The 14,636-nt window shown below is 70.2% G+C and carries 15 protein-coding genes and 1 pseudogene; 6 read left to right on the forward strand and 10 right to left on the reverse strand.

The annotated features are described in order from the left end of the window. The 3 genes from AC5LUJ_RS10510 to egtD form a co-directional block, all read left to right on the forward strand. The coding region (locus tag AC5LUJ_RS10510; protein WP_493464846.1) for an SUMF1/EgtB/PvdO family nonheme iron enzyme at positions 1-882 on the forward strand (882 nt) is incomplete at its 5' end. A gap of 186 nt (positions 883-1,068) precedes the next feature. Beyond that, positions 1,069-1,857 carry an ergothioneine biosynthesis protein EgtC gene (gene egtC, locus AC5LUJ_RS10515; protein WP_250281532.1) on the forward strand — a complete coding sequence of 263 codons (789 nt, stop codon included), beginning with the start codon at positions 1,069-1,071 and terminating at the stop codon, positions 1,855-1,857. 47 nt (positions 1,858-1,904) lie between these two features. Then, positions 1,905-2,930, forward strand: a complete 1,026-nt coding sequence (egtD, locus tag AC5LUJ_RS10520) for an L-histidine N(alpha)-methyltransferase (RefSeq protein ID WP_250281530.1) — start codon at positions 1,905-1,907, stop codon at positions 2,928-2,930. Positions 2,931-3,050: 120 nt separating this feature from the next. Here the strand turns inward: egtD and ilvD are convergent, their stop codons facing one another. The 4 genes from ilvD to AC5LUJ_RS10540 all read right to left on the reverse strand — a co-directional run bounded on the left by ilvD (position 3,051) and on the right by AC5LUJ_RS10540 (position 6,488). Beyond that, the gene (gene ilvD, locus AC5LUJ_RS10525; protein WP_250281528.1) at positions 3,051-4,901 is read right to left on the reverse strand and encodes a dihydroxy-acid dehydratase; all 1,851 of its coding nucleotides are present in this window, start codon (positions 4,899-4,901) and stop codon (positions 3,051-3,053) included. A 147-nt stretch (positions 4,902-5,048) separates the two neighbouring features. Continuing rightward, positions 5,049-5,489 carry a hypothetical protein gene (locus AC5LUJ_RS10530; RefSeq protein ID WP_250281527.1) on the reverse strand — a complete coding sequence of 147 codons (441 nt, stop codon included), beginning with the start codon at positions 5,487-5,489 and terminating at the stop codon, positions 5,049-5,051. Then, on the reverse strand, positions 5,486-5,809 hold the full coding sequence (locus tag AC5LUJ_RS10535) for an antibiotic biosynthesis monooxygenase family protein (RefSeq protein WP_250281524.1): 324 nt from the start codon (positions 5,807-5,809) through the stop codon (positions 5,486-5,488). The genes AC5LUJ_RS10530 and AC5LUJ_RS10535 overlap by 4 nt, the downstream gene beginning before the upstream one ends. A 199-nt stretch (positions 5,810-6,008) precedes the next feature. Then, entirely contained in the window at positions 6,009-6,488 is a 480-nt protein-coding gene (locus AC5LUJ_RS10540; RefSeq protein WP_250281522.1) for a hypothetical protein, read from the reverse strand. Positions 6,489-7,588: 1,100 nt separating this feature from the next. Between AC5LUJ_RS10540 and AC5LUJ_RS10545 the strand changes: the two genes are divergently transcribed. The 3 genes and pseudogenes from AC5LUJ_RS10545 to AC5LUJ_RS10555 all read left to right on the forward strand — a co-directional run. Then, positions 7,589-7,792 (forward strand): hypothetical protein, encoded by a 204-nt coding sequence (locus tag AC5LUJ_RS10545; protein ID WP_250281521.1) that lies wholly within the window; start codon positions 7,589-7,591, stop codon positions 7,790-7,792. A 170-nt stretch (positions 7,793-7,962) separates the two neighbouring features. Then, the gene (locus tag AC5LUJ_RS10550; protein ID WP_250281519.1) at positions 7,963-8,844 is read left to right on the forward strand and encodes a helix-turn-helix domain-containing protein; all 882 of its coding nucleotides are present in this window, start codon (positions 7,963-7,965) and stop codon (positions 8,842-8,844) included. A gap of 69 nt (positions 8,845-8,913) precedes the next feature. After that, a pseudogene (locus AC5LUJ_RS10555) lies at positions 8,914-9,141 on the forward strand (tetratricopeptide repeat protein); the annotation flags it as partial. Positions 9,142-9,305: 164 nt separating this feature from the next. Here the strand turns inward: AC5LUJ_RS10555 and AC5LUJ_RS10560 are convergent. The 6 genes from AC5LUJ_RS10560 to rpsF all read right to left on the reverse strand — a co-directional run bounded on the left by AC5LUJ_RS10560 (position 9,306) and on the right by rpsF (position 14,460). Next, the gene (locus AC5LUJ_RS10560) at positions 9,306-10,550 is read right to left on the reverse strand and encodes an ATP-binding protein (RefSeq protein WP_250281517.1); all 1,245 of its coding nucleotides are present in this window, start codon (positions 10,548-10,550) and stop codon (positions 9,306-9,308) included. A 224-nt stretch (positions 10,551-10,774) separates the two neighbouring features. Then, the gene (dnaB, locus tag AC5LUJ_RS10565) at positions 10,775-12,142 is read right to left on the reverse strand and encodes a replicative DNA helicase (protein ID WP_250281567.1); all 1,368 of its coding nucleotides are present in this window, start codon (positions 12,140-12,142) and stop codon (positions 10,775-10,777) included. 637 nt (positions 12,143-12,779) lie between these two features. Continuing rightward, complete coding sequence (rplI, locus tag AC5LUJ_RS10570; RefSeq protein ID WP_250281516.1) at positions 12,780-13,226, reverse strand: 50S ribosomal protein L9; 447 nt, start codon at positions 13,224-13,226, stop codon at positions 12,780-12,782. A gap of 11 nt (positions 13,227-13,237) precedes the next feature. Continuing rightward, the gene (gene rpsR, locus AC5LUJ_RS10575) at positions 13,238-13,474 is read right to left on the reverse strand and encodes a 30S ribosomal protein S18 (RefSeq protein ID WP_013875613.1); all 237 of its coding nucleotides are present in this window, start codon (positions 13,472-13,474) and stop codon (positions 13,238-13,240) included. Between the two features lie 97 nt (positions 13,475-13,571). Continuing rightward, on the reverse strand, positions 13,572-14,129 hold the full coding sequence (locus AC5LUJ_RS10580) for a single-stranded DNA-binding protein (RefSeq protein WP_250281515.1): 558 nt from the start codon (positions 14,127-14,129) through the stop codon (positions 13,572-13,574). 13 nt (positions 14,130-14,142) lie between these two features. Beyond that, positions 14,143-14,460: a 30S ribosomal protein S6 gene (rpsF, locus tag AC5LUJ_RS10585; RefSeq protein WP_445548589.1), complete on the reverse strand. Its 318-nt coding sequence runs from the start codon at positions 14,458-14,460 to the stop codon at positions 14,143-14,145. Between the last annotated feature and the right edge of the window lie 176 nt (positions 14,461-14,636).

Consider the following 14,636-nt stretch of genomic DNA (forward strand, 5'->3'; position numbering starts at 1 on the left):
GAGTTCACGATGGGCACCGACGGCGACACCGCCGGCACGTCCTGGGCGTACGACAACGAACGCCCCGCTCACCGGGTGTACGTACCGGCGTTCTTCATCGGCACACTGCCGGTCTCCAACGCCGCGCACGCGGCGTTCATCGAGGACGGTGGCTATCACGACGAACGCCTGTGGCCGGCCGCCGGCTGGGCGTGGCGGTGCCGGGCGGGCCTGACCGCCCCACAGTTCTGGCGCCGCGAGGGCGGCACCTGGATCCACCGCCGGTTCGGCCGGGACGAGCCGGTCCCGATGGACGAGCCCGTCCAGCATGTCTGCTGGTACGAGGCGCAGGCGCACGCGCGCTGGGCGGGCCGGCGGCTGCCCACCGAGGCCGAGTGGGAGAAGGCGTGCGCGCACGATCCCGTCACCGGGCGTTCGCGACGTTTTCCCTGGGGGGACAGCGAGCCGACGCCGCGGCGGGCCAACCTGGGCCAGGCGGCCACCCGCCCCGCACCGCTGGGGGCGTACCCGGCCGGCGCGAGCGCGTACGGCGTCGAGCAGATGATCGGTGACGTGTGGGAGTGGACGGCCGGGGATTTCGTGGGCTACCCGGGTTTCCGGTCGTTCCCCTACCGCGAGTACAGCGAGGTGTTCTTCCCACCCGCGGCCGGCGCCGGCGAAGAGCCGCCCGCCGGGGCGGCCGGGCACGCCGGGGCGAACGGTGCCGCTGGGGCGGTCGGGGCGGTCGGGGCGGTCGATGTCACCGAGTACGCCGGGTTCAAGGTGCTGCGCGGTGGCTCCTGGGCGACGCATCACAGCACCGCTAGGGCTACTTTCCGTAACTGGGACCACCCGATCCGCCGGCAGATCTTCGCCGGCTTCCGGCTCGCGCGCGACGCCTGACAAACCGCGCCACCGTGGAAGCCAGCAGGCCGCGGGAGGTGCGGCCGCGCCTCCCGCGCACCCTGGCCACCAGATCCGGTCATCGAACCCGGCTACCGAACCCGGCCATCGAAGCTAACCATCGAAGCTGGTCACCGACGATGACGAGCAAAGAGCCCGATACTGAGGGAAGAAGGATGATTCCGGTTGTGTCGTCACATGGCGTGGCTGGGGACACCACGGACACTGGCCTCGCTCCTGCATGATCCTCCGCACGGCCTGCTGCGCCAGGCCTGGGAGCCGCGGCGGATGCTGCACGGCCGGATCAACGCCGACGGCTTCGGCGCCGGATGGTACGCCCCTGAGATTCGCACGGAGCCGGCCCGCTACCGCCGCGCCGTCCCGATCTGGACCGACGCCTCGTTCGCGTCCCTCGCCGGCGTGATCAGTTCGGGCTGCGTGCTGGCCGCGGTCCGCAACGCCACCGTCGGCATGCCCGTCGAGGAGACCGCGACCGCGCCGTACACCGATGGGCGGTACCTGCTCAGCCACAACGGACGGGTGGATCTCACGGTGCCGCTGGGCCTGCTGCGGGGCGCGCGGGGAGCGCCGGTGCCCGACTCGCGCTGTGACTCCGCGCTGCTGGCGGCCGTGGTGTGGCAGCGGCTGGCCGCGGGCGCGCGTCTCGCGGACGCCGTCGCGGAGGTCGTCGTCGCGGCGGGCAGGAGGGACGGCGCGGCCCGTCTCAATCTTTTGGTAACCGACGGATCGCAAATAGTGGCGACAACCTGGGGTGAAACCCTGTCGTACCGCGTGTCCGGCCGCGAGAACACCGGAATCGGCATCGAGGCCAGCACAGAGAGCGATATGGAGTCCGGCGGCGGAGTCGAGGTGGCCAGCGAACCCAGCGATGACGGAGACGGATGGATCGATCTCGATGATCATCAATTGCTCGTAGCTGACACACGCAATGTCATCGTCAGTAATTTGACCTGAGATTCAGCTACTCTCGGTTGCATTAACGCTCCCGGAGGTTACAGCTCATGACAGCGTCCAGCACCGGTCTCACCAATGTCGGTTCCGCCAGGGGCGATCTCGACCCGAAAATCGTCTTCGATCGGCATCTCACCGCGTCCGACCGGACCACGGCACTGACCAGGGACGTCGGCACCGGGCTCACGTCGAATCCGAAGGAACTACCACCCAAGTGGTTCTACGATGCCAACGGGAGCATGCTCTTCGACGCCATCACCCGGTTGCCCGAGTACTATCCCACCCGGGCCGAACGGGCGATTCTGGCCAGCCACGTCCGCGAGATCGCCGTGATGTCACGGGCGGACACCCTCGTCGAGCTCGGCTCCGGGACCTCCGCCAAGACCCGCCTGCTGCTCGACGCCCTCCAGCGCGGCGGCTACCTGCGCGGGTTCGTCCCGTTCGACGTGGACGACTCCGTGCTCTCCCAGGCCGCGGCCGCGATCCGGCAGGAATACCCGGCGGTGAGCGTGCACGCGATCGTCGGCGATTTCGAACGTCATCTCCACCTGCTGCCCGACGCCAGCCGCCGCCTGGTCGCGTTTCTCGGCGGGACGATCGGCAATCTCGCGCCCGCGGCCCGGCACACATTCCTCACCAGCATGCGTGCCCACCTGAAAAGTGACGACATGCTGCTGCTGGGCTGCGACCTGGTCAAGGATCCAGCCCGGCTGGTGGCCGCCTACGACGACAGCGCCGGCGTCACGGCCGCGTTCAACCGCAACGTCCTGTCGGTCATCAATCACGAACTCGACGCCGACTTCGACCCGCGCGGGTTCGCCCATGTGGCCCGGTGGGACGCGGCGAACTCCTGGATCGAGATGCGCCTGCGCTCCGTCCGCGACCAGCGGGTCCGTGTCGGCGCGCTGGGCCTGTCGGTGTCCTTCGCCGAGGACGAGCAGATGCGCACCGAGATCAGCGCCAAGTTCACCCGGGACGGCCTGGCCACCGAGGCCGCCGCGGCGGGCCTGGCCATGGTCCGCTGGTGGACCGACCCCGCCGGTGACTTCGGGCTCGCTCTCGCCGTCCCCGCCTGACAACTCCGGCCGGCAGGGCCCGGCAGGCAAGGACCAGCGCCTGCCGGGCTCGGCGGGCCGGGCCCGGCAGGCAGGGCCCGGCCGACGAGCCGGACCCGCTGACCAGGCGGCGAGCCCCGGTCAGCCGCCGGCCAGGGAGACGTCGCGGGCGCCACCGGTGGACGCCGAGGTCGCCATCGCCGCGTAGGCCCGCAGCGCCGCCGACACCGGGCGCTGGCGCTCCTTCGGCCGGTAGCCGCCGGCGGCCTCCACCTCGGCCCGCCGCGCGGCGAGCTCGTCGGCGTCCACCAGCAGGTCCAGCCGGCGGGCCGGGATGTCGATCTCGATGATGTCACCGTCGCGGACGAGCGCGATCGCGCCGCCGTGCGCGGCCTCGGGCGAGACGTGGCCGATGGACAGGCCCGCCGAGCCGCCGGAGAACCGGCCGTCGGTGACCAGCGCGCACCGCGGGCCGAGCCCGCGGGCCTTGAGGAAGGCCGTCGGGTACAGCATCTCCTGCATGCCGGGGCCGCCGCGCGGGCCCTCGTAGCGGATGATCAGCACGTCACCGGGAGTGACCCGCTTCGACAGGATCGCCTCCACCGCCTCCTCCTGGCTCTCCAGCACCAGGGCGGGGCCGCGGAAGGTCAGCCGGCCGGCTTCCACCCCGGCGGTCTTGAGCACGGCGCCGTCCGGCGCCAGTGACCCGCGCAGCACCGCCAGGCCGCCGTCGGCGGAATAGGCGTGCGCGACGTCGCGGATGCAGCCGGCGGCGGCGTCGGTGTCCAGCGACTCCCAGCGGGCCGTGGACGAGAACGGCTCGATCGTGCGCACGCCGCCCGGGGCGGCGTGGAAGAGCTCCACCGCCTCCGGTGCCGGGCCCGGCCGGCGGACGTCCCAGTGGGTGAGGAACTCCGCCAGGCTCGCGGCGTGCACCGAGTGGACGTCGTGGCGCAGCAGGCCGGCCCGGTCGAGCTCGCCGAGGATGGCCGGGATGCCACCGGCGCGGTGGACGTCCTCCATGTGGTAGTCCGAGCTCGGCGCCACCTTGCACAGGCACGGCACCGTGCGGGAGATCTCGTCGATGTCGTCGAGGGTGACCGCCACCCCGGCCTCGGCCGCGGCGGCCAGCAGGTGCAGCACGGTGTTGGTCGAGCCACCCATGGCCACGTCCACGGCGAAGGCGTTGCGGAAGGCCGAGGCGCTCGCGATCGAGCGCGGCAGCACCGTGTCGTCGTCCTTGTCGTACCAGCGCTTCGCGAGATCCACCACCGTGCGCCCGGCGCGGACGAACAGGTCACGGCGGGCCGCGGAGGTGGCGAGCGTGGAGCCGTTGCCGGGCAGCGCGAGCCCGAGCGCCTCGGTCAGGCAGTTCATCGAGTTCGCGGTGAACATCCCGGAGCAGGACCCGCAGGTGGGGCAGGCGGAGCGTTCCACCGCGTCCAGCTCGGCGTCCCCGACCGCGGGGTCGACGGAGGCCGCGATCGCGGAGATGAGGTCCAGCCCCGAGCGGACCACCCCGCCGCTGACGACCGCCCGGCCGGACTCCATCGCCCCGCCGGAGACGAACACGGCCGGGATGTTCAGCCGCAGGGCGGCCAGCAGCATCCCAGGAGTGATCTTGTCGCAGTTCGAGATGCAGACGAGCGCGTCCGCGCAGTGCGCGTTCACCATGTACTCGACGCTGTCGGCGATGATCTCGCGGGACGGCAGCGAGTAGAGCATGCCGCCGTGGCCCATGGCGATACCGTCGTCGACCGCGATCGTGTGGAACTCCCGGCCCACGCCGCCGGCCTCGGCGACCGCGTCCGACACGATCCGGCCGAGGTCGCGCAGGTGCACGTGGCCGGGCACGAACTCGGTGAAGCTGTTCGCGATCGCCACGATCGGCTTGCCGAAGTCGCTGTCGGTCATGCCGGTGGCGCGCCACAGCGCGCGGGCACCGGCCATGTTGCGACCGTGGGTGGTGGTACGGGAACGCAGAACAGGCATCGGGCAGTCCTCACGGCGATCGATCGGCGCGGACGTGGGTCACGCCGGGGCCGCGGGCACACCCGTACCGGGCATCAGGTGCCAGGCATCAAGCCGCTCGAAAGCCGCCGGAACCCGCCTGCCGGGCCCCACCCGTCCACTTCAAGCCTAACGCTCGTCGTGTTCGAAGCCGCGCGGGCCACCGCGGCGCGGCCACCACCGGCCGCCCAGCCCGCCGAAGCGGCCGGGGCCACCGGGGCCGCCATGGCGCAGCCGCCACCGCCGCCACTGGCGCTGGACCAGCCACACGACCACGAAGGACGCGGCCGTGCCCAGCAGCGGGGCCACATCGTGGTCGCGAGGGCCGGTCACGTACCCGACGGTCCCGTCGGAGTGCTGGACCCGCTGGCTCGTCCGCGTCCCGAGCACGAGCAGGAACAGGCTGACGACGGTGATGATCGCGTATCCCGTCCGGAAAAGGGTCTGGACGCCGACCCGGCGGCGCGCGACCGCGCCACGGAAGAGCAGCGCCGGGACCATCCAGCCCAGAAAGCCGAAGACGACCGCGAACACCGGCGCGAAGAAGAAATAGCTGGCGAAGGTGCTCACGACAGCTCGGTCACGTGCTCCACGCTCGGCGGCTGCGCGAAGAAGGGACCCAGCGCCGCCCGCCAACGGGTGAACCGGTCGGAGGTGCGGAAGGTCACCAGGTGCGCGTCCAGGTTCTCCCATTCGACGAACAGGACGAACCGGGACGGCGTCTCCACCCCGCGGGCCAGCCGCGCCGACCGGCAGCCGGGGCAGGTGGTGATCTCGGTAACGACGCGGCGGTAGGCGTCGGCGAACGCCTCCTCCTGGCCGGGCACGACGTCGAAACGGGCGACTTCCAGCACCGGCGAGCCCTGGGCGCCGTCCTCGGCAGCGGTCATGGCCCAAGTCTGGCATGCGCGGGTCCGGCCCGAGCGCTCCGGTCGCCCGAATCCCGGTCGCCCGGTCGCCCGATCCCCGGAAAACAGAAAAGACGCGGACGGAAGGCGCGGGCGGGTAGCCCGCCGTCCCCCGCCCACGCTTTCCGTCCGGGGCCAGGCCCTGCCCGGCCCCGGACGGAAAGGAGAGCCGCTTCTATGTTCAGGCATCCTTTCTCACGACCTGCTTTTCCCCCCTGGGATGGCCGGAGTTCTCCCGCGGGTGGCCGGAGTTCTCCCGCGAGTGGCCGGAGTTCTCCTCGGCGGGGTGGGCGGGCTGTCCGGCCGGCACCGAATCCGGCCGCTGCCGGCGGAGCCGGCGCCAGCCGGGCCGACGCTTGTCACCTGCTGGAACCAGCGCCGCGCTGCCCCGTAGCAGCCGCGGGCCGACCAGCATGGCGATGCTGGCTGTCACGCTCCGCGTGACATCGTCCGGCCCGGACACCGTGGCGGCGATGGAGGCAAGGCCTGCGATACCCACCGTCACGACCGCGAGGACGGCCGCGACCAGCAGCCGGCCGCTGACGAGCGCGATCCCGCTGAGCACCACGCCAATCATGATCATCGCGTTCGTGGACGGTAGTGTGATCGACTGGCTGCCGTCCGCCAGCGCCACTGCCGCGGCGGACACCTGGGTGGTCATCGCTCCTCCCGCCGGGGCTGGTCGACAACGTGGATCCGGAAGCTGGATACCAAGCGGTTACCTGTCTGGAACAGCGGACGCGGGAGAAGGACTATTGTCGAGGACGGTCCGTTCTCCCACCGGGGCCAACCGGGGTGCGGGTCAGACTGGTCCGGTTCGGCGGGCGGGTGCGCCAACACCCTCCCGCCGACCGCGCCGGGCGAGCTGCCCGACATGGTCGTTGTTTCCGAATAGATGCTCATTGCTACCTTTCCACATCTCTCCCGTGTCTCTCAGGAATCTCAGGACTCTCAGGAATCGTCTTGCGCGGCCGCGGGATCCGGGATCGCATGGACCGCCGCCCCGGTCCGCGCGGGCGCTGGCCGAAGAGCGCGCGAGTATGGTTCACCCCGCCCGCCCGAGGGCCTGGAAAGCCCGGAGACGACGAAGAGCGGCCCACCCCTGAGATCAGGTGAATCCGCCCACCGGGACGCGCCGGAGCGTCCTCATGCCATACGCATAATCAGGAGTGGCCCAGCGCCCGGCGGCCCTCGGATGAACCCGCGAACCGACACCTGATCAGGCCAGGGCATCGGTCTCGCGGTTCGCGGACTCTGCCTCATAGCGCCACATCCCTGAGAAGGAGGGGCCGCCTCGCTGCGGCGAGATGCCTCCACTATGCAGACCAAACTGTGGTAACGCAAGAACTATTCATGAAGATCGAACAATTCATAATCCACCCACCCACAAGGGCGGATGGATAAATGATCTTGATGATTCGCCGCTCCCACGCGCCCGCTCCCGGACCGGAGCCCAGTCGGGCAACCAGCCCAGCAGGCCGGCTAGGATGCTGGTCAGCCCCCACAAGAGGCGAGCCATTCGTCGATGCTCCAGTCGGCCAGCCCACCCGCATAGCCGACGACTCGACGAGCATAGACGACCCGCCGGCGTCCGGAGGAAGATGAGTAGGGCCTCCGCGACCCCGGGAGTCGGGAGCCCGGCCCCGCGGGCCTTGCGGGCTCTGTTCCCGCAGCCCCGGCGCGAAAACACGATCGCGCCGACCATGACCCGCCGGACACCGGGCCGTTCCGCCCTGCCCTTCATCGCGACCAGGAGCCACCGTGAGCACCAGCACGCCAGGTATAGTCATTGCTACATCCTGCGACTATTCGGGAAGTTGTCCAACCGTCTACCAGGAGGGCCCCGATACCGTCCTGGTACAGGGATACGTGGTCAACTCCGGTCACAACATGCCGGACGGCGAGTCCATGGTCCGCATCCCGGTCGCGCTCCTGCGCCAGGCCGCCCAGGCGCTCCAGGCCTGACCGGCCCCCGGCCAGCTCACCCACACGGCCTGAAGGAACCCCGCACACGACGAACCCGCGCACGAGCCGCCGCGGCGGCGCGAACATCACCCGTCACCGCGCCGCTGTCATTCCGGCCAGCCAGGGAGCTGGGCCGCTCGGATCTCCGGACCAACTCGGAAGGGTATGGCATGAGGAACCTCCCGGACGACGACGCGTCAGGCCGAGCGGCCGGGGCGCAGCTGGGAGCCGAACTCGCGGCCCTGCGGCACCGGCACCGGCTCAGCGGCCAGGAGCTCGCCGGCCGGACCGGGATGAGCCAGTCCAAAATCTCCCGGATAGAGACCGGCGCGGTCACACCCGGCCCTGACGACGTCGAGGCAATCGTGCGTGCCCTCAACGAGCCGGAGCCTGTGGTGTCGCAGTTCCGGCAGGCCGCCGAACGCCTTGTGTCCGGCGCGGACCCGGTCATCGACCCCAGCCCCTACATCGGCCGCTTCCAGCCCCAGTACCTTGAGCACGAGTCCGCCGCCCAGGTCGTCCGCTTCTTCCAGCCGACCCTCGTGCCCGGCCTGTTGCAGACGAGCGAGTACGCACAGGCGATCATCCTGCGTTTCTGCGAGCTGTTCGACATCGACTACCTCGCCGAGGGCGCCCAGGCGGTCGCCCTGCGGATGGAACGGCAGCGCATCCTCTACGACGAACGGCGGACCTTCTACTTCGTGCTGCTGGAGTCGGTACTCGCCTATCCGGTGGCGGCACCCGCGGCCATGATCGCCCAAATCGACCGCATCCGGGATCTCGCGGACAGCCGGCCGAACATCACCATCGCTCTGGTCCCCAACGGGACCGAGCTCGTGGTGCCGCCGTCCAGCAGCATAGAAATACTGGACGAGAACCGCGCGCTCACCGAGGCGATACTGTCCGTGGTGTCGCACAAGAAGCCCGAAACCGTCCGGGTTCTTCTCCGGATCTTCGCTGAGCTCGAGAGCAAGGCGACCACCGACATCAACCCGATCCTCGACCGCCACCGCCGCGCCTACATCGACCAGATCCTCTCCGAACAACGCTGACCACACGCCCCGGGCCCGGCAGGGCAACCGCCGCGAGCCCGGTGGCAAGGCCGTGCTGGGCGAAGCCCACTTACCCGACGCCGTCGTGTCCTCGGGCCCGACCACCCCGACAGCCTCACCTCGGCCTACAACCTCGTCGTCTATCTGGGCAGACTCGGCCGATATCAGGATGCCCGCGCCCTTGGCGAGGACATTCTGGCCAGACGCCGCCGGATCCTCGGCCCTCGTCACCGCGACACCCTCGGCGCCGAGGAAGCCCTCCAATGGTGGATCCACCAGGAATCGGCTGCTGGATGATGGACTACTACCTTGCCCCGCGGCTGGCACCGAACGGAAGTGGCGCTGGTCTGTCCGCGACCGCCGCCGGCATCGCCGCTGCCGCGGACAACGAACCGGAGGAAGCCAACCGGCGGATGCGGACAGCGCCGCTACGAGCACCGGTTCTCTCCGTGAGGTGGCTGTCAGCCCCAGAGGGTGCTGATCGGCAGGGCGAAGACGCGGTCGTCGATGCGGAACGCGCGGGGGCCGGTATGCAGGACGGCTCCGGCGACGAAGCGCTCTTCGAGCTGGTCGCGTAGCCAGACGAGGTGGCGGGCGTCGGACGTGCTCGGCGCCGCGGTGGCTTTGATCTCCAGTGCGATGACCTGGTCGCCGCCGAGCTCGATCAGCAGGTCGATCTCGCGACGGCCGTCCTCCTGGCGCAGGTGATAGAGCCTGGGCTCCAGTGGGCTGAGGGCCAGTTCGGGACGGATCTGCGCGACGACGAACGTGTCGATGACGCGCCCGAGCAGGTGGCCGTCGCGCAGGACCGCGCGTGGCGTGGCCCGCAGCGCGGCACCGAGCAGTGACGAGTCCACGAGGTAGCGCTTGGGCCTCTTGACCAGGCGCTGTAGCCGCTGGGTGGACCATGCCGGTATCTGGTCGAGAACGAAGAGATTGGTCATGAGCCGCTCGTAGGCGACGACGGTCCGCCGGTCCAGGTTTGCGGCGCGCACGATGGTCTCGTCGGTCGTGACGGCGGCGGTGGTGAGCGCGAGGGCCTCGACATAGCGGCGGAGCCGGTCGGGGTCGCGGCGGGACTCGACGTGCTGGGCATCGCGGGTGACCAACTGGTCGAGGTAGCCGGTCAGCCAGGCGCGCCTGGCCAGACCGCTCAGGCGAAGGACGGTGTCCGGGAAACCGCCGCGTAGGGCGAGCTCGATGTAGCCAAGAAGATCTGGCGGGTCCGCGGGCACGGTGAGCGCGTCGAGTTCGGCGGTGGCCAGACGATCGATGAACAGTGTCCCGGGCGAGCGCCGATCGGCCTCCCTTACTGTGAGCCCGTAGAGGGGCAGCCGGATCACACGCCCGGTACCCGGCCAGGTCCGGGTCTCCAGGTCGGCCATGACGCTGCCGGTCAGCAGGAAGCGGCCCGGCCGGGGGTCGTCGTCGACCGCTCTCTTCACCGCGCCGAGGACATCGGGGACCTCCTGCCATTCATCGAGCAGGACCGGCTCGGGCAGCGCACGCAGCGCCGTGTCCGGATCGGCACGGAAGGCAGCGGCCTCGACTGGACGGTCGAGACGGACGGTGGAGCGGGCCAGCCGACGCGCGGTGGTTGTCTTGCCGGTCGCGCGGGGGCCCACCATCAGCAACGCCGGTAGCTGCGTCACCAGCTCCGAGAGCAGGGAGTCCACCATCCGCGGGACGTAGCCGGCAGCATCCATGATCTCAGGGTACCGATTTCCCGCAGCCTTGAATGCCGATCACCTGCACGCTTCAGTGCCGATCACCTGCGTCCTTCGATGCCGATCACCTGCATGTTTTGATGTCGATCACCTGCGAGGCCGGTAGGGGCGGGTCGATACGGGAGGGTGGAGCGGCGACTGGAGATCTTGAACTGATCGGTGGTGTGGAGCGTCGCGCTGTTCGGGTCAGCTGGCTGTTCGGGTCAGCCGGCCATGTCCATGAAGCGGGAGTAGTGGCCCTGGAAAGTGACGGTGACGGTGCCGGTCGGGCCGTTGCGGTGCTTGGCGACGATCAGGTCGGCCTCGCCGGCGCGGGCCGACTCCTTCTCCACGGCGTCCTCCCGGTACAGCAGGATCACGGCGTCCGCGTCCTGCTCCAGGGAGCCGGACTCGCGCAGGTCGGAGATCTGCGGGCGTTTGTCCGCGCGCTGCTCCGAGGCACGGTTGAGCTGGGAGATCGCCACCACCGGGATGTCGAGCTCCTTGGCGAGCAGCTTGAGCGAGCGCGATATCTCGCTGACCTCCTGCTGGCGGCTCTCGGTGCGCTTCGGCGAGGACATCAGCTGGAGGTAGTCGAGGACGATCATCCGCAGGCCGTTGCGCTGCTTCAGGCGGCGGGCCTTCGCCCGGATCTCCATCATGGTCAGGTGCGGGCTGTCGTCGATGAACAGGGGCGCGTCGGCGACCTCGCCCATCCGGCGGGCCAGGCGGGCCCAGTCGTCATCGGTGAGCCGGCCGGTGCGGATGTTCTGCAGGGACACCCGCGCCTCCGCCGACAGCAGCCGCATGGTGATCTCCATCCGGCTCATCTCCAGCGAGAAGATCACGGACGTCATGCCGTTACGGATCGACGCGGACCGGGCGAGGTCCAGCCCGAGTGTGCTCTTGCCGACGGCGGGCCTGGCCGCAATGATCCACAGTTGGCCGCCGTGGAGACCGTTGGTCAGCTCGTCGAGATCGTTGAAGCCGGTGGGGACGCCGGTCAGCGCGCCGTCGTGCCCCGCGATCGCCTCGATCTCCTCCAGCGCGGGGTTGAGCAGGTCGCCGAGGGGCGCGTAGTCCTCACTCGAGCGGCGTTCGGTGACCTCGTAGACGGCGGCCTGCGCGCGGTCGACCACCTCGTCCACGTCCTGGGCGGGGCCGTAGGCGAGCTGGACGATGCGGGTGCCCGCCTCGGCGAGACGGCGCAGAACAGCCTTCTCCGCGACGATGCGGGCGTAGTAGCCGGCGTTCGCCGCGGTCGGGACGCTGGAGATGAGGGTGTGCAGGTAGCCCGGCCCGCCGACGCGCTCGAGCAGGTCCCGTCGGGCGAGCTCGGCGGCGACGCTGATCACGTCAGCCGGCTCGCCACGGCCGTAGAGATCGCCGATGACGCCGTAGACCGTGCTGTGCGCGGGGCGGTAGAAGTCGCTCGCGGAGAGCACCTCGACGACGTCGGCGATCGCGTCCTTCGACAGCATCATGCCGCCCAGCGCGCTCTGCTCGGCGGCCAGATCATGCGGCGGCGTGCGGTCGAGCTCGACCGGCCCGCCGGAAGCGGCCCGGGCGCGGTCGACATCGGTCAGCGTCATGGCCGTGACCCCGTCATGATCGTGGCCCCCGTCATGCCTGCCCCTCTCCCGCGCGTCACAGTCCCGCGCAGTACGGTCCCGCGCAGTGCCGTCCCGCGCGGTACAGTTCCACACCACACCGTAGTCGAACATATGTTCGCCTACGGTGGTGGCCCCGTCAATCCTCGAGAGGTGTCTCGTCGAGCACTCCACCGGGCGTCGACTGTATGAGCGGGCCCGGCCGGCAGCCAAAAAGTTATCCACAGGCTCTGTGGATAACTTTGTGTACAACCCCGGAAAGGCTGGGGAAATCGCTGGGACAAGCCCGTCGGGGCTGTGGACAACCAGTCGGCGCCGGCGTCGACTGTGCTGCTATCAGCGCAGGAAGGGCGTCATCACCGTCCATCCCCTGTGGATGGAAGAAATTCGACGACGAATCGTACGCGGACCCCCGAACCGGCCTCCGCACGTCCAGCCGCCTGACGTCCAGCCGCCTGACGGTCAGCCGCCCAGGAAGCACAACAGGTGACCGCGACGCCGGCATCGGCCGGCCCAGCAGGAGCGTGCGCGCCCAAGGCAAAGGCCACGCGACAGAGATCATCGCGTGGCCTTTGCCCGTGCCCGCCCCGTCAGGGCGCCGGCCGCGGGCGGGCGGTCATCAGGCGGAGACGACGTCCAGCTTGACGGTCGCCACGACCTCCTGGTGCAGATGCACCGACACGGTGTGGGACCCGAGCGCCTTGATCGGCGAGGGCAGCTCGACCCGTCGACGGTCCAGGTCCGGGCCGCCGGCGGCGGCCACGGCCGCCACCACGTCCGCCGCTGTCACCGAACCGAACAGCCGGCCCTCCTTGCCCGCCCGGCTGACCAGCCGGATCGGCAGGGTAGCGAGCTGGCCGGCGATCTCCTTCGCCTGCCCGAGATCGCGTATCTCCCGGGCCGACCGGGCCCGACGGATCTGCTCGATCTGCTTCTCGGCGCCCCGGGTGGCCACGATCGCGTACCGGCGGGGAATGAGGTAGTTGCGCCCGTACCCCGCAGCGACCTGGACCGTGTCACCCGGGCTGCCGAGGCCGGGCACCTCATGGGTGAGGATGAGCTTCATCGTCATCCTCCTCAGCGGGCCGTCGAGGTGTAGGGCAGCAGGGCCATCTCCCGGCTGTTCTTCACCGCGATCGCGATGTCACGCTGGTGCTGGCTGCAGTTGCCGGTCACCCGCCGAGCGCGGATCTTGCCACGGTCGGAGATGAACTTCCGCAGCAGCGAGGTGTCCTTGTAGTCGATGTAGTCGGTCTTGTCCTTGCAGAACACGCAAACCTTCTTCTTCGGCTTGCGCACGGCCGCCTTGGCCATCGTGCACTCCTATGTCATGGCTTCGTCCCGGCGTCAGGGCCTCGGCCCGACGCCGGTGGGCTCGGCCCCGGTCAGGCGCTGCTGGGGATCGGCCGGATCAGAACGGGGGCTCCTCGGAGTAGCCGCCGGGCGACGCCGACCACGGGTCGTCGGCAGGCCCGCCGCCGTACCCCGAGCCGCCACCGGACGGCCCGCCGTAGCCACCGCCCGCGGGCGGCCCTCCGGACGCCGGCGGCCCACCGTATCCGCCAGGCTGCCCACCGTATCCGCCGCCGGCAGGGCCACCGCCACGACCGGCCTTGACGACCTTGGCGGTGGCGTACCGCAGCGACGGGCCGATCTCGTCGACGTCCAGCTCGACCACGGTCCGCTTCTCGCCCTCGCGGGTCTCGAACGACCGCTGCTTGAGCCGGCCCTGGACGATGACCCGGGCGCCCTTCTGCAACGACTCCGCGACATGCTCGGCGGCCTGCCGCCAGATGGAGCAGCGCAGGAACAGCGCGTCCCCGTCCTTCCACTCGTTGGTGGCCCGGTCGAGGGTGCGCGGGGTCGAGGCGACGGTGAAGCTGGCGACGGCCGCGCCGTTGGGCGTGAAACGGAGCTCGGGATCGTTCGTCAGGTTCCCGACCACCGTGATGACTGTCTCACCGGCCATGGGGCCGCTCCCTTCAGGCCGCGGCCCGCCGCCGCGGCTTCTTCTCGGGCAGCCGGATCACCTTGGTACGGATCACCGATTCGTTGAGGACGAGTTGACGGTCGAGTTCGGCGACGACGTCCGGCTCGGCGTGCAGGTCGATAATGGCGTAAATGCCCTCGAAACTCTTGCGGATCTCGTAGGCGAGCCGGCGGCGGCCCCAGACGTCGACCTTCTCCACCACGCCGCCGCCGGAGCGGACGACGGTCAGGTACTGGTCGAGGGACGGCGCCACCGTGCGATCCTCAAGATCCGGCTCGAGGATCACCATCAGTTCGTAATGCCGTGGCAAGGGTGAACCCACCTCCTGTGGACTCGGGCGGCCACGGAGGGTTCCGTGGCAGGAGGGACAATGCCGCACACGGCCGGACGCGGAGCGGACCCGCGTGGACCGACCAGCGGCAACGTCGCAAACACTACTCGATACCGTCCGGCCCGATCCCGCCCGGTCGCGGGCCGGCGTCCGCC

This window comes from Protofrankia sp. CiP1_Cm_nod3 (assembly GCF_982290655.1).